The organism is Mesorhizobium sp. B2-8-1 (genome assembly GCF_006440955.1).
Lineage (GTDB): Bacteria > Pseudomonadota > Alphaproteobacteria > Rhizobiales > Rhizobiaceae > Mesorhizobium.
On the sequence record NZ_VFTX01000001.1, the window covers coordinates 671,386 to 694,145 of the forward strand.

General features: G+C 63.3%; 23 protein-coding genes. 14 read left to right on the top strand and 9 right to left on the bottom strand.

What is annotated here, in order from left to right; genetic code table 11:
- The first annotated feature begins 79 nt into the window (after nt 1–79).
- Both FJ428_RS03205 and FJ428_RS03210 read left to right on the top strand, forming a co-directional pair.
- The gene (locus FJ428_RS03205) at nt 80–448 is read left to right on the top strand and encodes an SH3 domain-containing protein (RefSeq protein WP_140520957.1); all 369 of its coding nucleotides are present in this window, start codon (nt 80–82) and stop codon (nt 446–448) included.
- A 429-nt stretch (nt 449–877) separates the two neighbouring features.
- Nucleotides 878–1,303, top strand: a complete 426-nt coding sequence (locus FJ428_RS03210) for a MucR family transcriptional regulator (protein WP_095089970.1) — start codon at nt 878–880, stop codon at nt 1,301–1,303.
- Nucleotides 1,304–1,490: 187 nt separating this feature from the next.
- On the opposite strand, the gene FJ428_RS03215 is transcribed toward FJ428_RS03210, so the two are convergent.
- Both FJ428_RS03215 and FJ428_RS03220 read right to left on the bottom strand, forming a co-directional pair.
- Nucleotides 1,491–1,919, bottom strand: coding sequence for a SufE family protein (locus tag FJ428_RS03215; protein ID WP_140495047.1), 429 nt, complete (start codon nt 1,917–1,919; stop codon nt 1,491–1,493).
- Between the two features lie 98 nt (nt 1,920–2,017).
- Nucleotides 2,018–2,365, bottom strand: a complete 348-nt coding sequence (locus FJ428_RS03220) for a DUF5330 domain-containing protein (protein ID WP_140580848.1) — start codon at nt 2,363–2,365, stop codon at nt 2,018–2,020.
- A gap of 533 nt (nt 2,366–2,898) precedes the next feature.
- On the opposite strand from FJ428_RS03220, the gene FJ428_RS03225 reads away from it, so the two are divergent.
- The 3 genes from FJ428_RS03225 (at nt 2,899) to FJ428_RS03235 (ending at nt 5,802) form a co-directional block, all read left to right on the top strand.
- Nucleotides 2,899–4,644: a PAS domain-containing sensor histidine kinase gene (locus FJ428_RS03225; RefSeq protein ID WP_140517960.1), complete on the top strand. Its 1,746-nt coding sequence runs from the start codon at nt 2,899–2,901 to the stop codon at nt 4,642–4,644.
- Nucleotides 4,619–5,383, top strand: coding sequence for a peptidoglycan-binding protein (locus FJ428_RS03230; RefSeq protein ID WP_140878927.1), 765 nt, complete (start codon nt 4,619–4,621; stop codon nt 5,381–5,383). Before FJ428_RS03225 ends, FJ428_RS03230 begins: the two co-directional genes overlap by 26 nt.
- A gap of 71 nt (nt 5,384–5,454) precedes the next feature.
- Nucleotides 5,455–5,802, top strand: coding sequence for a DUF1491 family protein (locus FJ428_RS03235; RefSeq protein WP_140494737.1), 348 nt, complete (start codon nt 5,455–5,457; stop codon nt 5,800–5,802).
- Here the strand turns inward: FJ428_RS03235 and FJ428_RS03240 are convergent.
- The 6 genes from FJ428_RS03240 to FJ428_RS03270 form a co-directional block, all read right to left on the bottom strand.
- Nucleotides 5,780–6,811, bottom strand: a complete 1,032-nt coding sequence (locus FJ428_RS03240) for a hypothetical protein (protein ID WP_140878928.1) — start codon at nt 6,809–6,811, stop codon at nt 5,780–5,782. The genes FJ428_RS03235 and FJ428_RS03240 overlap by 23 nt on opposite strands.
- Nucleotides 6,812–7,261: 450 nt before the next feature.
- On the bottom strand, nt 7,262–7,831 hold the full coding sequence (locus tag FJ428_RS03250) for a DUF1254 domain-containing protein (RefSeq protein WP_140658007.1): 570 nt from the start codon (nt 7,829–7,831) through the stop codon (nt 7,262–7,264).
- Nucleotides 7,824–8,408, bottom strand: coding sequence for a DUF1214 domain-containing protein (locus FJ428_RS03255; RefSeq protein ID WP_140662978.1), 585 nt, complete (start codon nt 8,406–8,408; stop codon nt 7,824–7,826). The genes FJ428_RS03250 and FJ428_RS03255 overlap by 8 nt, the downstream gene beginning before the upstream one ends.
- Before the next feature lie 133 nt (nt 8,409–8,541).
- Complete coding sequence (locus FJ428_RS03260) at nt 8,542–10,695, bottom strand: penicillin-binding protein 1A (protein WP_140878929.1); 2,154 nt, start codon at nt 10,693–10,695, stop codon at nt 8,542–8,544.
- Nucleotides 10,696–10,901: 206 nt separating this feature from the next.
- On the bottom strand, nt 10,902–11,834 hold the full coding sequence (locus FJ428_RS03265) for a dimethylarginine dimethylaminohydrolase family protein (protein WP_140517963.1): 933 nt from the start codon (nt 11,832–11,834) through the stop codon (nt 10,902–10,904).
- Nucleotides 11,835–11,862: 28 nt separating this feature from the next.
- Nucleotides 11,863–13,452: an amidohydrolase gene (locus FJ428_RS03270; protein ID WP_181167194.1), complete on the bottom strand. Its 1,590-nt coding sequence runs from the start codon at nt 13,450–13,452 to the stop codon at nt 11,863–11,865.
- Nucleotides 13,453–13,527: 75 nt separating this feature from the next.
- Here FJ428_RS03270 and FJ428_RS03275 point away from each other — a divergent pair, with 75 nt between their 5' ends.
- The 5 genes from FJ428_RS03275 to FJ428_RS03295 all read left to right on the top strand — a co-directional run bounded on the left by FJ428_RS03275 (nt 13,528) and on the right by FJ428_RS03295 (nt 18,519).
- The gene (locus tag FJ428_RS03275; protein ID WP_140494716.1) at nt 13,528–14,424 is read left to right on the top strand and encodes a LysR substrate-binding domain-containing protein; all 897 of its coding nucleotides are present in this window, start codon (nt 13,528–13,530) and stop codon (nt 14,422–14,424) included.
- Between the two features lie 158 nt (nt 14,425–14,582).
- On the top strand, nt 14,583–15,677 hold the full coding sequence (locus FJ428_RS03280; RefSeq protein WP_140878930.1) for an ABC transporter ATP-binding protein: 1,095 nt from the start codon (nt 14,583–14,585) through the stop codon (nt 15,675–15,677).
- 69 nt (nt 15,678–15,746) lie between these two features.
- Nucleotides 15,747–16,859 carry an ABC transporter substrate-binding protein gene (locus FJ428_RS03285; protein ID WP_140878931.1) on the top strand — a complete coding sequence of 371 codons (1,113 nt, stop codon included), beginning with the start codon at nt 15,747–15,749 and terminating at the stop codon, nt 16,857–16,859.
- 16 nt (nt 16,860–16,875) lie between these two features.
- Nucleotides 16,876–17,709: an ABC transporter permease gene (locus tag FJ428_RS03290; protein WP_140559435.1), complete on the top strand. Its 834-nt coding sequence runs from the start codon at nt 16,876–16,878 to the stop codon at nt 17,707–17,709.
- A 3-nt stretch (nt 17,710–17,712) separates the two neighbouring features.
- Entirely contained in the window at nt 17,713–18,519 is an 807-nt protein-coding gene (locus FJ428_RS03295) for an ABC transporter permease (RefSeq protein ID WP_140520723.1), read from the top strand.
- Between the two features lie 45 nt (nt 18,520–18,564).
- Here the strand turns inward: FJ428_RS03295 and FJ428_RS03300 are convergent, their stop codons facing one another.
- Nucleotides 18,565–19,353, bottom strand: coding sequence for a hydratase (locus FJ428_RS03300; RefSeq protein WP_140878932.1), 789 nt, complete (start codon nt 19,351–19,353; stop codon nt 18,565–18,567).
- Between the two features lie 250 nt (nt 19,354–19,603).
- Here FJ428_RS03300 and FJ428_RS03305 point away from each other — a divergent pair, with 250 nt between their 5' ends.
- The 4 genes from FJ428_RS03305 (at nt 19,604) to FJ428_RS03320 (ending at nt 22,631) form a co-directional block, all read left to right on the top strand.
- Nucleotides 19,604–20,011, top strand: a complete 408-nt coding sequence (locus tag FJ428_RS03305; protein WP_140878933.1) for a DUF3168 domain-containing protein — start codon at nt 19,604–19,606, stop codon at nt 20,009–20,011.
- 173 nt (nt 20,012–20,184) lie between these two features.
- Nucleotides 20,185–20,475, top strand: coding sequence for a hypothetical protein (locus FJ428_RS03310; RefSeq protein ID WP_140494702.1), 291 nt, complete (start codon nt 20,185–20,187; stop codon nt 20,473–20,475).
- A gap of 73 nt (nt 20,476–20,548) precedes the next feature.
- On the top strand, nt 20,549–21,214 hold the full coding sequence (locus tag FJ428_RS03315) for a response regulator transcription factor (protein ID WP_140494700.1): 666 nt from the start codon (nt 20,549–20,551) through the stop codon (nt 21,212–21,214).
- 28 nt (nt 21,215–21,242) lie between these two features.
- A complete protein-coding gene (locus FJ428_RS03320) occupies nt 21,243–22,631 on the top strand; it encodes an ATP-binding protein (RefSeq protein ID WP_281405698.1) in 1,389 nt (462 codons plus the stop codon).
- Nucleotides 22,632–22,760 lie beyond the last annotated feature (129 nt).

Below are 22,760 nucleotides of genomic sequence, written 5' to 3' on the forward strand. Positions count from 1 at the left end.
ACACGCCGATCAGCGCGGGTTCAAGAGCCGGGTCTTATTGCTGCGCCGGGCTCCAGAAAGCGGGCCGGGAGGAGAAATAATGTATATCTATGCTCGCACCGTCGCGGCTCTCGCCGTCGTTTCCGCGACTATGGCCATCGCCGGCCAATCTCATGCGACCGTATTCGCCGCTTGGCAAGTGGCCAACGTGCCGTTCGGCGACACGCTCAACGTGCGCAAATATCCCTCGGGCACGTCCCAGAAACAGGCCGCATATCCGAACGGCACCGTTTTGCAGATGACCGGACGATGCACTGGCGGGACGAACCTGCTCGACATCGCCAATCAGCCGGCATGGAAGCAGCAGCAGGCGGTTCGCTATCGCTGGTGCGAAGTCTGGCATGATCCGGCGAAGAACGGCGGTTTTGTCACCGGGTGGGCCTATGGCAAATACATCGCCCCGTATTGAGTGATCCGAGCTGGTCGGCTGCACGACGCGTGAGGGCCGGCAATGGCCGAGGTGGGGCAACCTATGGTTTTGTGAAAGGGGGTGAGCAACCAAGATTGCCGGCGCGATCGCCAAGCAAAGCGAAGCACTCGGAGATGCTTTGTGAGTTAGCGCGAATGTAACGGTTAGCTAACGCTGCGTCACCGGTCGCTGGTTTCGCCTGCGAAATATCGAAAAATTACATCGTGCACGAAAGATTGAAGCTGATCCGAAAATATTTGATCAACATCGTTCAATATAGTGCAAGGATCGAATTGACTTACTTGCTAGGTAGGTTCATTGATGCCCCCGCGACACGAATCGCAGAAGCTCTGTCTGCACAAAATTCGTGCAATGCCTTGCCTGTAAAAAAGGGCGCACTAAACTAACTCTCGTTGGGGCCTGAAGACCATGGATATTGTCGAAACACCTTCCAGAAACAGCGACGCGCTGATCGAGCTGACCGCCGACGTGGTGGCCGCCTATGTCAGCAACAATCCCGTGCCGGTCGGCGAACTGCCGAACCTCATCTCCGATGTCCATGCTGCTCTCGGGCGTGTGGGCGGAACCGCCGAACAGCCGCCCGCCGACAAGCAGAAGCCGGCAGTGAACCCGAAGCGCTCGGTTCATGACGACTACATCGTTTGCCTTGAAGACGGCAAAAAGTTCAAGTCGCTCAAGCGTCACCTGATGACCCACTATGATCTGACGCCGGATCAGTATCGCGAAAAGTGGAACCTCGACCCGAGCTACCCGATGGTTGCCCCGAACTACGCGGCCGCCCGCTCCCAGCTCGCCAAGAAGATGGGCCTCGGCCGCAAGCGCAAGGCCCGCTAAGCATTTGCTGCCAGGTGAGTACACTTAGTATCGCGGAATGCGGCTCAAACGATAGATAGAGCCGGACGGACAGTTCAACCGGATCGATATCGGCGCCTTCGGGCGCCGTTTTACTTTGCCGGCCGGGCCGGGACAGAGCTGGTAACAGTGCGCGGTACGATGCGATCGGCTGATCGCGGAGGCGGTATCAGGCCGTCTGCTCGAGCGCGGCCTCTGCGTCGCGCCTGATGCGCTTGACCATCGAGCGAAGGCCGTTGGCGCGCTGCGGCGACAGGTGCTCGTCCAGGCCGAGCGCCTTCAGCGTCGCTTCCGCATCGATTTTCTGGATTTCGCTGGCGGTCTTGCCGGAGAACAGCGCCAGCATGATCGCCACCAGCCCGCGTACGATATGGGCGTCCGAATCGCCCCTGAAGGTGATGACCGGATCGCCGCCCGGTCCCCGTTCGGTGGTCAGCCAGACCTGGCTGACGCAGCCCGGCACCTTGTTGGCGGCGGTGCGTTCCTCATCCGGGAATGGCGGCAGCGCCTCGCCGAGTTCGATGACATAACGATAGCGGTCCTCCCATTCGTCAAGGAATGAGAAGTCGTCGCGGATCGTCTGGATCGTGGTCGTCATGACAGGGATATAGTCATCCACCGTCGCCGCGTCACGGAAAAACAAGGACACCGCGGGCGTCGAGAGGCAGACTGCCCGCGGTGCGCCGTCGAAACGGCTTAATTCTTTACCGGCAGGTTGACTGTCTCGGGCAAGACGACTTCTTCGGGAACGCTGCCGGTCATTGTGGAGATGTCGGGGCCGGCGGACTTGTCGTCCAGCATGGCGGCCGCGATCTTGGCGGTCTCCTTGGCCCTTGCGGTGATGGTGTGCATTGCCGACTTGCCGGTCTCACAGACATCGGGCTTGCGTTCGCAAATGCCGGCGATGTCGCCGACCGCGTCGCGGGCCGCGAACAAAGCCTGGATCGGGCCCACGCTTTCTTGACCCGGCTCGGAACCGACGCCCAGCGGCAGTGCCAGCAGCACCAGCGAAAACCAGAAAGCCATTCTCATCAGGAAGAACATGCTCGCCTCTTGTCGTGACCGGATCATGCATCCATGAGCATGACCTCTTTTGTGGGCGGGATATTGGCACACAGGCGCAAAGGACGGCTTGCGGGTTAGCCGAGAATTTTCTTCAAATTTGAGGCAAATTCGAAACGAAGCGTTTTGCTGTCGATTTGTCTCAGATTGGGACCATTTTTCTTATCATCCATTAGCCATACACCCCTTTGTTTCTATTGCGTTTTCCACAAAATCAGGCGGTCGGTGCACTGCCGCTGGCCACGCCGCGGGCGGTCCCTGCGGATAACCCTCCGTTTACTATGGTGGCATTTGCCCGCGTTTTTGGGCGCTCCCATCCCGATATTCGCCGTGGGCCGGGCCTTGGGTCGGCCCTGCCTTATCCATTCTTTAAAGGCTGGGTGCGAGTTTCAGAGTCAATCAAAACGATCTGCAAAAGCAGAGCTGTTCACGACGAGTGCGGGTGCGTTGAGTTGATGCCGATCAAGGCCAGATACGTTGAATTGCCTGGGGCAATGGCCGCCGGTTGTGAACGTATGGTCCATCCCTCCATTCTTGGGCTGGACGACCGCGAGCGTCAGCGTCGCTTTATCGGCGCCATGCTGGCCGCTCCGTTCTTTGCCGCCGGTGCCGCCGTCACGCTCGTCACGTCAGGCATGGGCGCAGCCGTCACCGTGGCCGCCATCTTCGCGGCCTTTGGTCTTTGCTGGTTCATCGCCTTGCTGGTGGCCGCGACCGGCAGGATGGATCTGGCCGGCCGGGCCGCGCTGGCGATCGCGGGACTTGCGCTCGCCGGTCTTGTTGCCGCTGCCGGCGGGCTGAGCTCTCCGGTCGCGATGCTTTTCGTGGCGCTGCCGTTCGAAGCCTGGTGGATCGGCGCCTCGCGCCGCGCGGCGCTGTGGGGAGCCGTCTGCGCCGTCGTCGCCATTCTGTTGCAGCCTGTGACGGCAACCGTCCTCCCGCACGCCGCGGTGCCGATCGCCGCGTGGCACTGGCTGCTGCCATTGGCCTGGGCGCTGACGCTGGTGCCGCGTATATCGGCGGTTCGCAATACGGCGGCTGCGGCCGACGTAGGGGACACCGGCGATCGTCTGGAAGACATGATCGACGCGGTGGTCCTGCGCGTCGCCCGCCATGGCGAGGTTATCGATGCCTCGGCAAAGGCGCGTACGCTGTTGAAACTGCCCCCGCAACTGCTTTGCGGAACCGGGCTTTTCGATCGCGTGCATCTCTCGGATCGCGTCTCCTATCTCAGTGCCTTGGCCGACATGCGAGACGGGGCGCTGTCGCGCAGGCTGGAGTTGCGCGTCAGGCTGCCGCAGGACGGCAATGGACAGAATGGCAATGGCCCGGCAGACAACTATCGGCCGTTTTCGCTCGAACTGATGCGCGCTCAGGAGCAGGGCGACGTTTTCACGCTTGTGCTGCGCGAGAACGAAGAGGTCGCCCGCTTGCGCGAAGACCTCTGCGCCGCCACTGACGCCGCGGCCGCCGCCGAAGTGGCGAAAGGGCGCTTCCTGGCGGTGGTGAGCCACGAACTGCGCACGCCGCTCAATGCCATCATCGGATTCTCCGACATGCTGCTGCACGAGATGTTCGGCGCCTTCAAGGATCCACGGCAGAAGGAATATGTCGGTCTGGTGCGCGATTCCGGCCAGCATCTGCTTGCCGTCGTAACCTCCATTCTCGACGTATCGCGGATCGAATCGGGCGTCTATGCGACCGAACCGGAGCCATTCCGCTTCATGGAAGCCGTCGACATGTGTCAGCAGATGATGCGGCTCCAGGCGCAGGCCAAGAACATCGATCTCAAGGCGCAGATCGCGCCGGACGCCGGCGAAATCAACGCCGACCGGCGCGCCGTGCAGCAGATCCTCATCAATCTCGTCTCGAATGCGATCAAGTTCACGCCCGATGGCGGCGATGTCGTCGTCGGCGCCAAGCGGATCGGTTCGCGCCTGCATTTCTGGGTGCGGGACACCGGCATCGGCATCGCCGAGGAAGATTTCGCCAATCTCGGCAAGCCGTTCATGCAGATCCAGAACGACTATACCCGTCGTTTCGAGGGGACCGGCCTTGGCCTGTCGCTGGTCAAGGGACTGGTGGCGCTGCACGAAGGCACCATGTCGATCGAAAGCATGCCGGGCGAGGGCACCACGGTCACCATCAGCCTGCCGGTGAACGGGCCGAAAGGGCGGCCGGCGGACAAGGCCGGGGTGCTGACGATGCCGCTGGCCAGGGCGAAAGGGGACGGAAATGGCGCGCTCCGCAAAACAGCCTAAGGCGGCCAAGCGCCGCAGCAACGCCTTTCAGGACGGAGCCGTCGCCATCGGCGGCATGATTTCGCGCAATCCCGTCCTGGCGGGAGGGTCGACGGCATTCCTGGTGACGCTGTTCTACGTTTCGGCGAATGCGCTGTGGTACCAGCCTTTTCCGCATGCCGGCGCCTTCTTCGCGACCCGCAGCATGCAGGGCGTTCCGCACGCGGCCGCTGATGAGCCGGAGACCACCTTCAACATCGTGCGGCCAGGTACCGCGCCGGCGCCGGTCAAGGGCGATCCGGTGGTGGAGCAGGTGCAGGGCATATTGAAGGATCTCGATTTCTACGCCGGCACGGTCGACGGCATTTCCGGACCCAACACGCGCAAGGCGATCCAGGCCTATCAGCAGAAGGTTGGGCTCAACACGTCCGGCGAGATCGACGCGCTGCTGCTCGATCAGCTGGGCGCGACCCCGAAAACCCCCGCCGTGCCGAAACCGCAACCGCGTCCCGAAGTGTCGCAGGCGGTTCCAGTGTCGCTGCAGACCGATACGGCTTCCCAAGCGCCGGATCCTCGCATTGTCAAGATACAGGCCGGGCTCAAGGCCTTCGGCAATGACGACATGCAGCTCGACGGCGTCGTCGGCGCCCGTACCAAGGCGGCCATCAAGGAATTCCAGTCGCTGTTCGGCCTGCCGCAGACCGGCGAGCCCGACGAACTGGTCTATGTCAAGATGCGCGAGATCGGCCTGACCAACTGACGGCGCAAATAACGGCTCGCCCAGCGGTGTAAATACCGATAGATAGCCCGCATGCTGTCCGGACTTTTCTCATGCGCGTGACCACGGATCTGTGGGTATCGGCCCTGTTGCGTCGGGTTTTCGGCGCGGGCGGGTTTGCCGCCGTGGTCAAGCGCGGCGCGACCGAAGCCGGCGCCGTGTTCGTCCTGACGCGGAGCCGGCTTGGTGAAATCGCTCTCTATGGGCCGGCGCCACAGACGAGCTACGATTCGGCCAAGCCCGACGACCGTTTCTTTAGCCTTCTCGCCACCGCCGCCGATGCTTCGGTGCTGGACGCCAGGCTGGAACGCGAGAAGAAATTCGATCCCGACATCTGGGTGGTTGAGATCGAGGCCGGCGCTGTTCCTGTCGAGGAGCTTATTTCCGTGAAGATGTCCTGAGGCCAGGGAAGGCCGCTGCATCGTCACTGTTCGACGCCTCGCGGCTGGCGCTGTTGGTGGGGGCGGCGTCGCGAACCACATCGGACAGGGTCACGGCCTTCCATTCCCGCACCTTGTCCAGCGCTGCGTCGCGGTGCAGGAGCCGGTAGCGATCGAGGAAGGTGCGGATCGCCTGCGGATGCGGAAACTCGCGGGAGTAGACGGCAACCGTGATCAGGAATGCCCGGTCCTCGCTGAGGTCGAGCGAGCGCAGCGCCGCCAGCAGCGGCATGTAATTCTGGTTCGCCGTCAGCAACCTGGCCGTCGAGAAATCGATATCGAGCGCATCGGCGAGCGCGGTCTGGAAGAAGGCGGCGTTTCCGGTCAGCGCCGTCTCGCGCAATTTGGCATAGGTGTCGGCTCCGGTGAACGGATCGACCTGCGCCGCCTGCGCCTCCTCGCCGGTCCGCATCATGGAGCGCAGTCTGCGCCGCGCATTTTCGGCACCAACGCCCGGCGTCTGCTGCTTCGCCGCGCTGTCGGCGGCCGGCGCCTTCGAGGGAGCGGTTTGTGCCGGAGAGGCCTCCGCTTCCGGATCGCGCACCCGCACCAGCGTCGGCCTTTCCAGTGCCCTGATCAGATCGGCGATAGTCGGATTAAGGTTCTTGCGGCGCGCGATCGCGCGCGCATGCGGCAGTCCGTGCCGGCCGATTAGCGCAATGAGGTCGATGTCACTGACTGCGCGCGAGCGGATGAGCAAGGGGGCGGCGATGCCCACCGGCTCCTCGCACAGGCGCCGCACCAGCCCGGCCGGAGCATATTCGCATTCAGAGAGGGCCGCCGCAACGTAGCGGCGCGATTCGGCGGACACGTTGTCGAACAGCGGCAGCGTCAGATCTTCGAGCTGGCCAATTTCACGGCGGGATGGCCGGGTGAGCGAGCAGAACGCAGACACCGCTGCGCGGAACAGCCTTTCGGCCTTTCCTGATTCCGTCCTTGCCGCGATTTGCCTGAAGTCCGAAGATGACACGAGGGATACGCCCGATACTCTATACACGCTTGACCATGCTCGGAACCATGTCGGTTTCGCGATTGCCAAAAACAAAGATCAAGTTAGCTGGGATCCGTTAGCGCTCCGTTAACCCTCTGCCGGCCTTAATGATATTTGGAGGCGTTGCGTTGTGCTCCGGGGCAACCGAGAGGAATACGCGAACCATGGGCATGGTACTGTCTTTCGTGCCGAGAACGGCACCGACCAATCGAGCAAAGCAAACCACCGAAATACCGGCGGCGGTGATCATCTTTCCCGGTATCCGCTATGAGCGGTCCGCCGCGGGGGAAGCGCGGCCTGCCGGCCCTGACAAGCCGGGATCGCCACGCACGCCAGTGCCGCACCACTGAACGTTCTTGAGGCCGAGGCGGGAATCATCCCTGCGGCACCGCCCTTGATTGTTGTGATGCTGACTGTCCGGGCCGCGGTCTAAAAGTCCTGCAGCTCGCACGAACTCTGCTCCAGAAAGCGCGACACGATCGACTTCCAGCTGTCGTCCGGCACGAAGCTGCGGATGACGAATATGCCCTCGTCGATCGGCGCTTCGACGAAGATCGCTCCCTGAAGCTCCTCGGGAAGGTCCCTGCGTATGTCGATCATCTGCGCCGGCGTCAGCACCACGGCATCCAGCTTGCTCCCGGTCGCCGTGTGGTCGTTGAATGAATAGATGTTGTGGCCGTTGCGGTCATAGACCGACACCGACCAGAAGGGCACATTGCCCGGCGCTCTGATCCTCACCATTCCCTCCTCGAGGTCGAACCGGCAAGCCGTCGCATAAAACAACGGGTCGACCGATTTCACCACCGGCGCGCCGCCCGCCTCGGCATCGAGCCGGGTCATCCGGTACAGATCCGATGCCATCGACAGCCGCGACCAGGCATCGCGTTCCGAGAATTCAGGCACCAGAAGCAGCACGACGATATGCACGATACCGGCACCGACGAGGCCGAGAAGGACGGCATGCACAAGTCTGCGCGTCGCGGCGTAGACACTACGCATCGCAGCCGACCTTGGTGATCTTGGGCAGCGAAACATCCGACAGGCCGGTGCTGCTGGCGATCGGCGTGTCGTAGAATGTCAAGACGAAATACATCCTGCCGGAACCGTCGGTCAGCAGCCAATTGCCGGGCATCGGTTGATGGCCGACGGAAATGAGCACCGAATTGTCGGATCGGCGCAGCACGCCATAGGATTGAAGTGCGGCAAGCCGCGATTTGCCGGTCTCGACCACGCCGAGCGATTGGTCGGCGGCATAGAGGGTCCAGAATCGGGCGGTCGGAAATCCGCCTTCGATCGTGTAGGTACATTCGCGCCTGAGCTCTCCGCCAGCTGCGTCGTCCTCGGCGACAAAGGACAGCCCTTCGGCGCGGCCAAGCGCGAGCACGCCCTCGCGCGCCACGCGGGCCTTGGAATAGGGGTCGGCTGCGGGTGTACCGATGTCGGGAAAGGCGGTCCACTGGCCGATTCTGATCGCCCCGACGCCGTCCTGCATTTTCAGCGCATACCAGACGCTGGCGCCGCCGCCGCCGATGGCTATGGCAAGCGAAAGCAGCGTCAGGAAGGCGTTCTTGAGCATGAAAGGCCGGGCGCATGAAGAATTGCCGCTCGGGGATATCGCGGCGCGGGGTCGTGTGGCAAGCCGCAGGACGCGGATTCGCAAGGTGTGGCTTTTCCATCTTCCCGAAGACAGAAGGGAAGAGGCGCCGCGATCACAGCGCCGACAGCGTTTCGGGCGGAGCAGATGCACCGAGCCTGCGCGCCGTTTCGAACAGGTGGGTCATGTCCCTGAGCGTCTGTGTCGTCCGGCTGGACAGCACCGGCGGCCGTTCGGCGGCGGCATCGGCCGCTGCCTGTTCCTCGCTCTTCTTCTGCGCTTCCGCGGCCCTGGCCGCGATCTCCTCGTCGACGAAGGGCTTGTCGATGCCGGGGATAGGCTTGAGGTCGATGTTCTGATGCGCATAGACCATGAGCCGCTGCCACACCATCGCCGGCAGCGAGCCGCCTGTCATGTTCTTGGTCGGGGTGAAATCGTCATTGCCCAGCCAGACGGCCGCCGTGTAGTTGCCGGTGAAGCCGACGAACCAGGCATCGCGGTAGGATTGCGTCGTGCCGGTCTTGCCGGCGACGACGATGTTGGGGATCTGCGCGCGCCTGGCGGTACCCATCGCCGGTACCGCGACAAGCATGGTGTTCATCGATTTCAGCGCCTGCTCGGACAGCACGCGATGCGGCGGCGGCGCATCCTTGGCGAAATCGTAGACCACCTCGCCGGTGCGGGTGACGAGCTGCGTGATCCCATGCCTGGAGCCGACAAAGCCGTTCTGCGCGAACACGCTGTAGCCCGTCGCCTGGTCCATCACTGTCATGCCCGAGGTGCCGAGCACCATGGTCTTGTGCGCTTCGAGCGGCGATTCCACGCCGAACGATTCCGCCATCGCCTTGATCGGCCCGATACCGAGATAATCCTTGGCAAGCCGCACGGGCACGGTATTGATCGACTTGGCCATGGCCACGATGAGCGGAACCTTGCCCGCCGACTCGCCACCGTAATTGTGCGGCGACCAGTTGCCCCAGCTGATCGGCCCGCCTGATACGATCGAGTTCGGCGTAAAGCCGTGCTCCATAGCCGTTGCATAGACATAGGGCTTGAAGGAGGAACCGGTCTGGCGCAGCGCCTTGGTGGCGCGGTTGAACTGGCTGGCGCCATAGTCGCGGCCGCCGACGATCGCGCGCACCGCGCCATTGGTCTCGATGACCACCACGGCCCCTTCGGTGACGTTGTACTCCTTGCCGAACTGGCGCAGGTGGAACTCCACCGACTCTTCCGCCGCCTTCTGGATGTTGGCGTCGAAGGTGGTGTGCGCCACCAGCGAGTGCTGGCCGGGCTTGGCGATCTTCTTGACCTCGTCGAAGGCCCAGTCGAGGAAATAATCGGGGCTCTTCTGTTCGCCGCGGTCGACGACATCGGCCGGATGCAGTCTTGCCTGCAGCACCTGGCCCTCGGTCATGAAGCCGGAATCGACGAGATTGGACAGCACCACATTGGCGCGCGCGCGCGCCGCTGGCAGGTTGATGTGCGGCGCGTATTTGGTCGGCGCCTTGAACAGGCCTGCAAGCATCGCCGCCTCGGCGAGATTGAGGTCCTTGACGCTCTTGCCGAAATAGAAGTCCGCCGCCGCCTCGATGCCGAACGTGCCGCCGCCCATATAGGCGCGGTCGAGATAGAGCTGCAAGATTTCCTTCTTCGACAGATTGGCTTCGAGCCACAGCGACAGGAAGGCTTCCTTGATCTTGCGCTCGAAGGTGCGCTCATTGGTCAGGAACAGGTTCTTGGCCAGCTGCTGCGTGATGCTGGAGCCGCCCTGGACGACCGAGTTTGCCCGCACATTTTCGAAGATTGCGCGCGACAGGCCGAGAACGTCGATGCCGTAATGGTCGAAGAAGCGCCGGTCCTCGGTGGCAAGCACCGCCTTGATGACGTGGTCCGGCATTTCGTCGACCGGCACGGAATCGCGCTGGATGATGCCGCGCTGGCCGATCTCGTCGCCATAACGGTCGAGGAAGGTAACGGCGAAGTCGCCCTGGGCGCGCCAGTCGCCGGCCGTGTCCTGGAAGGCGGGAATAGCCAGCGCCAGCATGACGACGATGCCGCCGGCGCCAAGCGTGAAACCTTCGCTCAACAGCTCGACGATGCCACGGCGCCAGCCGTTGACGCGAAAGCGCCGCGAGAAAATCGTCGCGCCCTCCCAGAACTGGCGCGCCTTGAACCCGATCTCGTAGAGAGAGGAATCGATCCATGCGTCGAGCGCCAGCAGCCGAGCGGCGATCGCACCTCTTCTCTTGCGTGGTTCAGGACTGACCATTCAAAAACCCGGACGGCTATGGCACGGCCTGAAAACCAAGCGGGCAGTTTCAGGGCGACGCCGCCCTGACTATTCATCCATTTGCGGACGCCCACAAGGGTGGCGAGGACACACCTGCGGGGTTTGTTGATGGGGGCGGTTACAAACCGCCATTCACCCGCCTGACGCTGATCAGGCCGGCGAAGATGGGGGTTGCCGTTCCGGGCTCAGGCCGCCTCGCGCTTCAGCGCCTGCGCCATGCAGTGGATGCCGCCGCCGGTCTTGGAGATCTCGCTCATGTCGACGGCCGCCACCTCGAAGCCGCGCGCCTTGAGTTGACCGATCAGCGACTGGCTGGATGTCGGCGCGATCACCCTGTCCTTGCCAAGCGACATGAAGTTGCAACCGAGCGCCATCGTGTCCTGGAACGGCACGTCGATGATCTCGTGCCCTTTGCCCTTCAGCCAGTCGACGATCCCCGGCTCGGTGCAGGCGAGGCAGACGGCGGTGAGTTTTTCGGCGATCGGCACCACCATCAGGTCGATATGGACATAGTACTCGTCGATGAAGGCGATGCGTGTTTCCCAACCTTCTTTTTCGAACCAGGCCTGCACCTGCCGGGCGCCTTCTTCCTGCGTGCGGGCGCCGCCGCAGCCGATCAGCACAACGCCGTCCTCGATGACGTTGAAATCGCCGCCCTCGAAGGTGCCTGCGGTGACCATGTCGTAGATCGGGATACCGAGTTTTTCATAGGTGCGGATGGCGGCGTAATTCTCGCCGCGCCGCCACCAATTGGCCATGGCGGTGATGATGGCGCCGTAGGGCGTCATTACGCTGGAATCGCGGGAGTAGACCTGCATCGGCAGCTCCGGCGTCGGCTCGTGCCAGTGGATGTTGACGCCGAAATGCTCGTAGGCCGCGACCAGATCCTTGTGTTGTGCCTGCGCGATCTGGATGTTGCAGGGCGCCTCGCGCAGGTGCTTGCGCGACAGGGAGCTGGTCGAGAGATGGCGCAGGAAATTGGGCGAGCCGAGCAGCACATCGGTCAAGACGTCGGTCTCGTTGGCGAAACCCCATGATGTCAGCGGCTTGGTGCCGCCGGCTGGGTTGCGGCGCTGCAGCGAAAACGGCTCGGCGATGATGCGGTCATGAACGGTCATGCGGTTCTCCTCGTATGGGCGTTTGCGGTCATTGCTTGCTTGGTATCCACCAGTCGCGGCCGCGCGGCGTGGTGACATATTCCGGCCAGCGGAAGTTGATGGGCGGATCGTAGTCGCAGAGCGGGGCGATCCAGGTCGAACCGCCAATGCCGCCGCCGGTTCGGGTGACGAACTCGTCCATCGCCATGTCGCGCGCGGCCTTGTCTTCCAGCAGGCGAAGGGCGGATAGCGCGACGGTCTTCGCCGCGCAGATGACCATCGGGTCGATGGTCGCCGGGATGCCACCCAGCGCGTTCATCGCCCAAGCTGGAAAAACATGACCGTTTGCCGAACGCAGGGCAGGGCGGGCGACATAGAAACGCGCCGTCGGCGTGTGCCAGCTCATGTCGGTGTAGTCGTCCGAGGTCGAGTTCACCTGCGACGGCGGCAGGTCGCGGCGCAGGATCGCCTCTGCCTCCTGTGGTGCAATCAGCCGCTCCAGCTCGTCGATGAAGGGGTTTTCGCTCGCCACCCCACCGGCATTGACCTGGATCTCGCGGGCGATCTTCTTCGCCGCCTCGTCCCAGCGGGGCGGGCCGACGCTCGCCAACGCCTCATAGGCGATCCCGGCCATGGCATGATTGGCCAGCCCCGGCCGCGACTTCGAAACCCAGTGCCGTTCGTAGCGGCAGCCGCTGATCGCGGCGGCGGCCGAGGCGTTTCGGTCGAGCACGGCGGTGACCTGCTCGGCCATGGCGATGGTCGGAACACGGATCATGTACTGGATCTCGGCAAGGCCTGCCGGCAGATTGTCGGCGGTGGCCTGGCCCGCCGTCAGGATCGCCTCGCTGATCGACCAGCCGCCCTGGTGCGGCAGCATGGAATCGCGCAGCGCCTTGGAGGCTATGTACATCGTCATCAGCGCGTCGTTGGCGCCGGGCGCGCGAACCGCCGAATGTGCCTGCGGGATCGGGGCGCCGTCGCCGGCGGCGCGTGCCCAATTCTCGGGCTCATCGCAGATGAAGCGATAGATCATCGCGTAGGCAGCGCCGCAATGGGTGTCCCAGCGCGCAGTGTTGCAGAGCGGCAGCATGTAGAAGGGATGGAAGGAGATCATGCCGGCAAGGCCGTCATAATAGCCTTTGGCTGCATGGATCGGTTTCGAGCCGCGCACCTTCTCCGCCGGCTCGCCGGTGAAGCGCAGCGTGCCTGCAATGCCGTGGCGCTGCATGGCGGCCTTTGTGGCGAGCAGACCGCCCAGGCTGGCCATGCCCAGGCCCGAGTGCGGATCGGTATGGCCACCGGCTTCGGAGCCGAGCCCTGGGCGGGGCCGCTTCACCGTGGCAGCGTCCTGGCAGTTGCCGGGCACGGCGTCATATTCGGCATACATGCCGATGGTCGGACCGTCCCCATTGGTCCAGTGGGCGCAGAAGGCCGTCGGCATGCCCGCGGAGCCTTCCTCGACCGCAAACCCCTCGCGCTTCAGCCGATCGACATACCAATCTGCTGATTGGTACTCGCGCCAGGCGGTTTCGCCGAAGTCGAAGATGGTGCGCGTCCAGGCCGACAGCAGCGGCTGGATGCCGTCGAGGCAGGCAAGAGCGGTTTCTTGCGCCGATGTCGTCACCGGTTTTTCCATGCGCCAAAGAAAGCAGTGAAGCGGCTTCCCAAAAAGTGATATGTTTTCCCGGTTCGTGCAAATTCGGTTCACCTCTTGAGAATTCCATCGACGCAGGCGCTCCGCGCCCTCGACAGCTTCGCCCGTCATGGCAGCGTCTGGCGCGCCGCCGACGAATTGCACCTCACCCGCAGTGCGGTCAGCCATCAATTGCGCTTGCTCGAACGCGACCTCGGCTTCGATCTGCTGGAGCGCATCGGCAAGGGCGTGGCGCTGACACCGCGCGGCCAGCGCTATGCCGCGGACGTGCGCAAGGCGCTGACCGTGCTCGGCGACGCGGTGGCGCAAAACGCCGGCACCGGGGTCGGCGGCTCCTTCGCAGTCTCATGCACACCAGGCTTCGCCTCGCTGTTCTTGTGCACCCATATCGGCGAGTTCCGGCAGATGTATCCTGATGTGGCGCTGAGCATACTGACGCCCCGGCGGCTCGACGACGTCAGCAATCCGGACGCCGACGCCTTCATTGCCTTTGGCGTCGGCAACTGGCCGAACCGCGTGGTGGAACTGCTGTGCGATATCTCGTTCACGCCGCTCTGCAGCCCGACGCTACTCAACAAAGTGGGCGGCTTTTCCAAGCCCGCCGACGTCCTGCGCGCCAACCTGCTGCATCTTGGCGATACCGAGGACTGGGCGCGCTGGCTGGCGCTGGCCAAGGTCGAGAACCCCGACACCGAGGGCGGCATCTTCTTTTCCGACATGAACCTCGTTTTCTCGGCGGCGATTGCCGGCCAGGGCATCGCCATGGGGGACGAGCTGACCAGCCGCCGGGCGCTGAGTGAGGGCCGGCTGGTCAAGCCGTTCGAGACCTCGATCCCGTCGCCGCGTTCCTATTTCCTGGTTTCCGAGCACGCCAAGGCGGGTCACCCTGTGCTGGAGGCGTTTGGGGGATGGTTGAGGTCGAAGCTATCGGAGAACAGGTTGCGGACATATTGAGATCAACTGATCTCCCCCAGGAGAGGTGAATTTCGCGGCTCCAGCGTCGCCGGCATTCGCCATAGATGAATCAAATTTGCCGATCAGGCGAAAACTATTCGGTTGCGGTGAGCCTTCGCGCTGCCTACGATTTCCCCAGCCACCAAGGAAGAGGCAGGATGCAGCAACCCGGCCGGGCCGCAGAGATCAAGGCGAACGGGATCGGCAAGAGCTTCGGCTCGTTCCGTGCGCTGGACAATCTGACGCTCAATATCGGCCGCGGCGAGTTTTTGACGCTGCTCGGCCCCTCCGGCTCCGGCAAGACCACCTTCCTGATGATCCTGGCCGGCTTCCTGCAGCCCAGCGAGGGCCGCCTGTTCAGCGACGGCGTCGATATTACCGACCGGCCGGCCGAGCAGCGCGCCGCCGGCATGGTGTTCCAGGGCTATGCGCTCTTCCCGCATATGAGCGTCGAGCAAAACATCGCCTTTCCCCTCAAGGTTCGCAAGAAATCTGCCGTCGAGATCAAGCGTAGCGTCGGCGAGATGATAGAGCGCGTCGGTCTGCTGGGCCACGAGAAGAAGCTGCCGGCGCAGCTTTCCGGCGGCCAGCAACAACGCGTGGCGCTGGCCCGCGCGCTGGTGTTCGAGCCGGGCGTGCTTTTGCTCGACGAGCCGTTCTCGGCGCTGGACAAGAGCCTGCGCGGTCAGATGCAGGCCGAGATGAAGCGCCTGCACCAGGAGACCGGCACCACCTTCGTCTTCGTCACCCACGACCAGAGCGAGGCGCTGGCGCTGTCCTCGCGTGTCGCCATCTTCAACCATGGCAAATTGTTGCAGGTCGGAGCGCCTGACGAGGTCTATGACCGGCCCGCCAACCGCTTCGTCGCCGAGTTCCTGGGCGAGATCAATATGCTGCCGCTGAAGGGCGTGCGCGTCGCCGACCATGGCGCGACCGCGCTCTGCGAAGACCGGGCAATCAAGCTGCGCGGCAACGCCGAAGCAGTGGATGGCAATGCCATCCTGGCGATCCGGCCAGAACATATGTCGATAGCGCGCGAGGCAGCCGCAGGCGAGAACGGCATTGCTGCCACCGCGATCGGATCGACCTATCTGGGCGCGGCGACCAAACTCGACCTTACGACACGCCAAGGTGCGAAGGTGACCGTTTCGGTGCCGAACGAGGTCGCGGCCGCGGCACTCAGCAAAGGCAATTCCGTCTGGCTGACCTGGCCGGCGGAAAAGGGTTTCCTCCTTCCGGACGGAGGGCAATGAGCACCGGCGCGGCCTGAATTCGCCGCACCGGATTCCGGATTCGATCAACGAAAACAAAGGGGAACTAACATGAACGATACCAAGAAACAGGCCATCGAAACGCTCTCCGAAAGGACAAGGCGCGGTGAGATCTCGCGCCGGCAATTCACGCAACTTGCAGGTCTCGTGCTTGCCGGCACGCCGCTGCTGCTGCGCTCGACCAAGTCCTTCGCCGCCGCGAAGGAACTGGTGCTGGTCAACTGGGGCGGCGACGCCATCACGGCTTACGACGCCGCCTATGGCCAGGCTTTCACCAAGGACACCGGCATCACCGTCAAGATGGATGGCTCCGGCCCGACCGAAGGGGCCATCGCGGCACAATTTAAAAGCGGTGCGCCGACCTGGGATCTTGTCGACGTCGACCCGTTCTCGGCCATCACGCTTGGCGCGCAAGGCATGCTCGAGCCGATCGACTACACAATAGTCGACAAGAAGAAGATGCGGCCGGGTTTCGGCTGGGATTACGCCGCCTCGACCTATTTCTTCTCTTATGTGATCGCCTACGATTCGCAGAAATACGGCAGCAATGCCCCGACCGGCATGGCCGATTTCTTCGACGTGAAGAAATTCCCCGGCAAGCGCTCCCTCTACAAATGGGGCGTGTCGAGCTGGGAGGCGGCTCTTCTCGCCGACGGCATCGCGCCGGCGTCGCTCTATCCGCTCGACCTCAAGCGCGCGCATGACAAGATCGCCGCGTTCAAGGAGAACGTCGTCGCCTATTGGGGCGGCGGCGCGGAAAGCCAGAGCGTGTTGCTCAACGGCGAAGCCTCGATGGCGATCGTCTGGTCGACGCGAGCCTCGCTGATCGAGCAGGATTCGGGCGGTCAGATCAAGTTCATCTGGGACCAGGGCCTGATTTCGCCCGGCGCACTGGCCGTGTTGAAGAACAACCCCGGCGGCAAGGACGCGGCGATGAAGTTCATCGGCAGCGCGCAGGACCCTGCAAAGCAGCTTGTCATGTTCGACAAGCTCGGTCAGGGCCCGGCCAACCCGGCTGCCGACGCTCTGGTTCCCGCCGACAAGAAGCGCATCAACCCGGTCGATCCCGAGAACATGAAGAAGCAGATCCCGCTCGACATGGACTGGTACGCCAAGAATTACGGGGCGGCGCTGGACGAATATACCAAGATCATCTCCGCCTGACCGGCGCTGGGCTGACATGAGAGGCGTTCTCTCGGATAGGATGGGCGCGGCGCTGTTGATGGCGCCGCTGCTCCTGTTCCTTGGCCTCGCCTATGCCTGGCCGTTCCTCGGCGTGGTGAAGTGGAGCTTCACGCTGCCGACGCCGGGGCTTGGCCAGTACGGCGCGCTGATAACCGACCCGCTGGTACAGTCGGTGTTCGTCCGCACGCTGCGCATCGCGGCGATCGTCACCGTTGTATCGGTTGCCGCTGCCTACGCCATCACCGTGGTCTGGGTGCGCGGCAGCCCGGCGCAGCGGGTGCTGGCCGAATTCTGCATCCTGGTGCCGTTCTGGATATCGGTGCTGACGCGCGCCTTCGGCTGGGTGGCGCTTCTCTCCAACCGCGGCCTGATCAACACCTGGCTGCAGTCGATCGGCTTCATTAGCGAACCGCTGACGCTGGTGCGCAACGAATTCGGCGTCATCGTCGGCATGACGCACTTCCTCATTCCTTTCGCCGTCTTTCCGCTGGCGTCTTCCATGCGCAGCCTCGACGAGCGTGTGCTGCTCGCCGCGCGCGGGCTGGGTTCCAGCCGCATGCGCACCTTCTGGACGGTGTTCGTGCCGATGACGCGCTCCGGCATCATCGGCTCCGCGCTGATCGTCTTCGTCTTCTCGCTCGGCTTCTTCGTCACGCCGGCGATCCTTGGCGGTGGCCGCAGCGTCATGATCGCCGAATTGATCTATCTCCGCATCTTCCAGAGCCCGGACTGGGGGCTAGGTGCTGCCATCAGCGTGGTGCTGGTGTTGTTCGTCGGCATCCTGATGGCGCTGCTCTTCCGCTACGTCAGACCGAAGCAATTGGTGTAGCCTATGCCGACCTATCGCCCCGGTCCCGTCTCGCTTGCCCTCGCCGTCCTGGTGGCGCTGTTCCTGCTCCTGCCGCTGCTGGCCGTGATCCCGGTCTCGCTGACGCCCAGCCGCATGCTGGCGATGCCGACGGGCGAGTTGTCGCTGCGCCACTACCGCTCGCTGGTCGAGGATCCGCGCTGGCTCCAGTCCATCCTGCTCTCGATCAGGATCGGCATCGTCAGCAGTGTCATCTCGACGGTGCTGGCACTGTGCTTCAGCCTTGGCGTGTGGATGTTCCAGCCGCGCTTCACCGCGGCTCTGGTCGGCTTCGTGCTGTTGCCGATGGTGGTGCCGCCGGTGGTCTCGGCGGTGACGCTCTATTTCCTGCTCACCTCGATCTCCGGCGTCAGTTCCTTTTTCGGCTACGACACCTGGCTGGGTGTGGCCATGGCGCATTCGGTGATGACGGTGCCCTTCGCCACGGTGCTGATCCTGGTCTCCCTCAGCCAGCTTGACCGCCGTATCGACCTCGCAGCGCGTGGCCTTGGCGCCAGCGTCTGGGAGCGCGCCACGCGCATCATCATGCCCAACATCAAATTCGGCATCGTCACCGCGGCACTGCTGTCCTTCGTGCTCTCCTGGGAGGAAATCGGCGTCACGCTGTTCATCACCTCGGTCAACGCCATCACGCTGCCCAGGTTGATGTGGATGGGTCTGCGCGACAATATCGACCCCGCGATCGCGGCACTTTCAGTGATCCTGATCGTCATCACCGTGCTGGTGCTTGCAGTGCGCAGCGTTGTGGTGCGGCTGCGTGGAGGACAATGACCGGGGGCCTGTCTGCCTCAGGGGATTGTCACAGGGGTAAAACTGCTAGCAGAAGCGCACCGAGACCCGGCCGAACCTGCCCAAATCGCCGATGACTTCGTCGCCCGCCTCGACGCTGATCGGCGTCACGCAAGTGCCGGTGATCACGATCTGCCCCGGCTGGAGCGCTATGCCCAGGCCCGACAATTCGTTGACGATCCAGGTCAGCGCAATACGAGGATCGCCCAACACGGCTGCTCCTGATCCGTTATGCTGCGATTTTCCGGGAACAAAAGCGGCCACCGGGTGCTTCGCGAGATCTACGTCGCGCCAATCGTCTTCCACCGCCTCGCCGATGACGAACAGATTGGCGCAGGCACTGTCGGCGATGAGCTGCGGCGCGCCGACAGCGCAGAAATCGTCATAGCGGGAGTCCGGTATTTCGATCGCCGGATGCAAACTCGCCACGGCGTCCACTACATCACCGATTTCATAAGGCCCCGGGCGAGGCGGCAACTGACGGCCGAACCGGAAGGCGAATTCGATCTCGGCGACACGCATCTTGCTTGTCGCCAGGGAAACGGAGCCACCGACCTCGACCGCCTTCTCGGCGAGGAGGCGCCCGGCCATCGGGCCGTCGACGTTGATATGCCGCTGGCCGGCCAGGCTGGTTGCCGCGATCTTCCAGCCGAAGAGCGGAGCCACTGAGCGATCCATGACGTGCGACTGGATGGCGTAGCCTTCGGCCCGCGTCTTCGGCCGCAATTCCTCGGGTATGGCGTCGAGGCGGGTGCCCTTGTCCCAATGGCCTACCAGGAGGCGCGACGCGGCCCTGGCCTTTTCTGGATCGAGCATGGTCAGCTCCTGAAATTAGGAAATGCGGCGCTGCCGGGCGTTGCTGATGCTTGCGGTTCGCAAAGGGTACCCGCTATTCGCTGACGAGATTGTCGGGAAGTCGTATTTTCGAGATCATCGACATTCATCATCGTGACAACGAATCGGCAATCGTGTTCGTTCGGTAAATGGCTATATATGGCAAAGCGTCTGGAGTGCGGAAGAGCTTCTGGCGAGCAGGGTCGATAGCGCACCGGGTGAGGGAGAAACGATGACGGCGCCCGGCGATTTGCAACAGGCACTGTTTCTGAGGCTAAAAAGCGATCCGTCCCTGTCGGCTCTGCTGGGCGGCGCCGGACTGCGCGAACAACCAACCGACAACGTCGCCTTTCCCTATGTGACATGCGGCCAGACCTGCGCCTTTGACTGGGACACCGGGGCCGAGAACCGCGACGATCAACTTATTACGCTGCATGTCTGGTCGAAGGCCCATGGCGAAGCCGAAACGCGGGCCATCATGGATGCCATCGAGGCGCGCCTTGCCGACGCGGGGCTGGAGGTCGGCGCTCGCGGCCAGACACGCCTGTCGCTCGAATTCAGCGAGGCGCGGTATGACGAGGAACTGCTTGTCCATCACGGCCTGCTGCGTTTTCGGGCGCTGACCCAGGAAAACGCCTGACGCGCGCTTTCAATATGAACGAAACGGAGTCTAGACTGGAACTTCATGGGTTTCATCGGGTTGGGCGGTGAAATCTCAATTTGTTTGTCTCGCATTGCAGGGGTGGCGAGCATGGTTTCAGCGGCGATCACCGTTCATTTCACGTTCAGCGCCGATGCGTTACAACGCTGGCCATGAGAACGCTTCGCTCCCATTTCCGAACCGCGACCCTGGCGCTCTGCGCGGGGCTGCTTGCGGTGCCGGCAAGCGTTGCGCCGGCAGCCGCGCAGGATGAATCGATTGTCGTGGCGGCGGCCGACTGCTACGCGATCGGCCAGCAGGTGGCCGAGCAGAATGGCGGGACGCTTGCCAAGGCCTCGCAGTCGACGCGAGGCGGGCAGCCGGTCTGCGTCATCGTCGTGCTCGTTCCGGGCAAGAACGGGCAGCGTCCGCGCCGCTCCGAGATCGTCGTCCCGCAGAACTGACCCCCCGTCGTTTCCCAGGCCGGCGGAATCGGCCTATAGCTGAAGCAATCGGTCAACAGGCAGTGGTTTTCGCATGCGCGTACTGGTCGTCGAGGATGACAAGGATCTCAACCGGCAGATATCGGATGCGCTGGTCGACGCCGGCTATGTCGTCGACCGGGCATATGACGGCGAGGAGGGCCATTTTCTCGGTGACACCGAGCCCTACGACGCGGTCGTGCTCGACATCGGCCTGCCGCAGATGGACGGCATCAGCGTGGTCGAGCGCTGGCGGCGCGGCGGCCGCAAGATGCCGGTGCTGATCCTGACCGCCCGCGACCGCTGGAGCGACAAGGTCTCCGGCATCGACGCCGGCGCGGACGACTATGTCACCAAGCCGTTCCACATCGAGGAGGTCCTGGCGCGGGTCAGGGCGCTGATCCGCCGCGCCGCCGGCCACGCCTCATCCGAACTGACCTGCGGGCCGCTACGCCTCGACACCAAGGCCTCGAAGGCCGATGTCGCCGGCGTGCCGTTGAAGCTGACATCGCATGAGTTCCGCCTGCTTGCCTACCTGATGCATCACATGGGCGAGGTCGTCTCGCGGACCGAACTGGTAGAGCATCTCTACGACCAGGATTTCGACCGCGATTCCAACACGATCGAGGTGTTTGTCGGACGGCTCCGCAAGAAAATGGGCATCGACATGATCGAAACCGTGCGCGGCATGGGTTATCGCATGCGTGAGCCGGAGGCGTAAGGCGGAACCGCTCCCTACCAACCCAACCGTGAGCAAGCGGCTCTCGCTGCGCTTGTGGCCGCGCTCGCTGACGTTCCGCGTCATCGCCTTTTCCACGGTCTGGGCGATCCTGACCCTCATCGTCATTTTCACCCTCATTACCACGCTGTACCGCCAGGCCAGCGAGCGCGGTTTCGACAGCCTGCTTTCTGCGCATCTGTTCAACCTGATCGGCTCCATCGGCATTTCCGATACCGGCGCGCTCACCGGCGCTCCGGATCTCGGCGACCTCCGCTTCTCGGAACCGAATTCGGGCTGGTACTGGTCCGTCGAACCCGCTTCGGAAGGCGTGCACGGCAATCTCCACTCATCGTCGATGACCAGGACGATCCCGTCGCCCGATGTGGCGGACGTTCCCTTCAACGCCAATTTCCAGCGCAGCTACGCGGCGCAAGGCATCGATGGCGAGGAGTTGGTCGTGTTCGAGAGCGAATTCGTTCTCGATGCCAAGAACCGCGCCGCCCGCTTTCGCGTCATGGGCAACAAGACCGAACTGGAACAGGAGATCGCCACCTTCCAGCGCCGCCTCCTGACCTACCTTTCCCTGTTCGGCGTCGGCATGATCGCCATCAACGCCATCGCCATCCTGCTCGGCCTGCAACCGCTGCGAAGGGTCAGGGACGCGCTCGCCATGGTGCGCGAAGGCACCGCGCAAAGACTTGACGGCCAGTTTCCAGCCGAGATTGAACCGCTTGCCAACGAAACCAATGCCTTGATCGAGAACAACCGGCGTATCGTCGAGCGCTCGCGGACTCAGGTCGGCAATCTCGCCCATTCCCTGAAGACGCCGCTGGCGGTGCTGCTCAACGAGGGGCGGGCGCTTGGTGGCGCCAAGGGGCAACTGATCGCCGAACAGGCCGCTTCCATGCAGAAGCAGGTCGATCACTATCTCCAGCGCGCCCGCGTCGCGGCGCAGCGCGACAGCGTCGTCTACCGCACGCCGATAGCGCCGTTGGTGCAGCGCATGGTCAGGGTCTTGCAGAAGCTCAATCCGCAGACCAACCTGTCGTTGTCGCTGCCGCCGATCGAGATCGTCTTTGCCGGCGAGCGCGAGGACCTCGAGGAGTTGCTCGGCAATCTGCTCGAAAACGCGATGAAATGGGCGAAGAGCGCGGTTTCGGTTTCCGTCGTTCCCGTGGGTGACAAGGACGACAACATGTTCGAGATCGCCATCGAAGACGACGGACCGGGCATACCCGAGGAAAAAGCGCGCGAAGCGTTGAAACGCGGACGACGCCTGGACGAGACCAAGCCGGGCACGGGTCTCGGCTTGGCCATTGTCGCCGACCTCGTCAACGAGTATGGAGGCATACTGCTGCTCGAACGGTCCGGCATGGGCGGATTGAAGGCGGTAGTGCGATTGCGGAGCCTTCAGTGATGCCTTTCCCCGGCCGATCGACATTGACGGACTGGGCATGTTATGGCGGCGCACCGATTGGCTCCGTAGCCGGCCCAACGGCCAAATTTCCGACAAATATCAACATTATAGGCTCGCCGACTTCTCCGA

What these genes read in the sequence shown, in the direction of transcription:
- FJ428_RS03220 (WP_140580848.1), bottom strand. Translation starts at nt 2,365, where the DNA reads ATGTTCTTCCTGATGAGAATGGCTTTCTGGTTTTCGCTGGTGCTGCTG.
- FJ428_RS03285 (WP_140878931.1), top strand. Translation starts at nt 15,747, where the DNA reads ATGAACGATACCAAGAAACAGGCCATCGAAACGCTCTCCGAAAGGACA.
- FJ428_RS03260 (WP_140878929.1), bottom strand. Translation starts at nt 10,695, where the DNA reads ATGGTCAGTCCTGAACCACGCAAGAGAAGAGGTGCGATCGCCGCTCGG.
- FJ428_RS03250 (WP_140658007.1), bottom strand. Translation starts at nt 7,831, where the DNA reads ATGCGTAGTGTCTACGCCGCGACGCGCAGACTTGTGCATGCCGTCCTT.
- FJ428_RS03270 (WP_181167194.1), bottom strand. Translation starts at nt 13,452, where the DNA reads ATGGAAAAACCGGTGACGACATCGGCGCAAGAAACCGCTCTTGCCTGC.
- FJ428_RS03265 (WP_140517963.1), bottom strand. Translation starts at nt 11,834, where the DNA reads ATGACCGTTCATGACCGCATCATCGCCGAGCCGTTTTCGCTGCAGCGC.
- FJ428_RS03280 (WP_140878930.1), top strand. Translation starts at nt 14,583, where the DNA reads ATGCAGCAACCCGGCCGGGCCGCAGAGATCAAGGCGAACGGGATCGGC.
- FJ428_RS03210 (WP_095089970.1), top strand. Translation starts at nt 878, where the DNA reads ATGGATATTGTCGAAACACCTTCCAGAAACAGCGACGCGCTGATCGAG.
- FJ428_RS03300 (WP_140878932.1), bottom strand. Translation starts at nt 19,353, where the DNA reads ATGCTCGATCCAGAAAAGGCCAGGGCCGCGTCGCGCCTCCTGGTAGGC.
- FJ428_RS03225 (WP_140517960.1), top strand. Translation starts at nt 2,899, where the DNA reads ATGGTCCATCCCTCCATTCTTGGGCTGGACGACCGCGAGCGTCAGCGT.
- FJ428_RS03315 (WP_140494700.1), top strand. Translation starts at nt 20,549, where the DNA reads ATGCGCGTACTGGTCGTCGAGGATGACAAGGATCTCAACCGGCAGATA.
- FJ428_RS03230 (WP_140878927.1), top strand. Translation starts at nt 4,619, where the DNA reads ATGGCGCGCTCCGCAAAACAGCCTAAGGCGGCCAAGCGCCGCAGCAAC.
- FJ428_RS03295 (WP_140520723.1), top strand. Translation starts at nt 17,713, where the DNA reads ATGCCGACCTATCGCCCCGGTCCCGTCTCGCTTGCCCTCGCCGTCCTG.
- FJ428_RS03235 (WP_140494737.1), top strand. Translation starts at nt 5,455, where the DNA reads ATGCGCGTGACCACGGATCTGTGGGTATCGGCCCTGTTGCGTCGGGTT.
- FJ428_RS03205 (WP_140520957.1), top strand. Translation starts at nt 80, where the DNA reads ATGTATATCTATGCTCGCACCGTCGCGGCTCTCGCCGTCGTTTCCGCG.
- FJ428_RS03290 (WP_140559435.1), top strand. Translation starts at nt 16,876, where the DNA reads ATGAGAGGCGTTCTCTCGGATAGGATGGGCGCGGCGCTGTTGATGGCG.
- FJ428_RS03215 (WP_140495047.1), bottom strand. Translation starts at nt 1,919, where the DNA reads ATGACGACCACGATCCAGACGATCCGCGACGACTTCTCATTCCTTGAC.
- FJ428_RS03305 (WP_140878933.1), top strand. Translation starts at nt 19,604, where the DNA reads ATGACGGCGCCCGGCGATTTGCAACAGGCACTGTTTCTGAGGCTAAAA.
- FJ428_RS03310 (WP_140494702.1), top strand. Translation starts at nt 20,185, where the DNA reads ATGAGAACGCTTCGCTCCCATTTCCGAACCGCGACCCTGGCGCTCTGC.
- FJ428_RS03255 (WP_140662978.1), bottom strand. Translation starts at nt 8,408, where the DNA reads ATGCTCAAGAACGCCTTCCTGACGCTGCTTTCGCTTGCCATAGCCATC.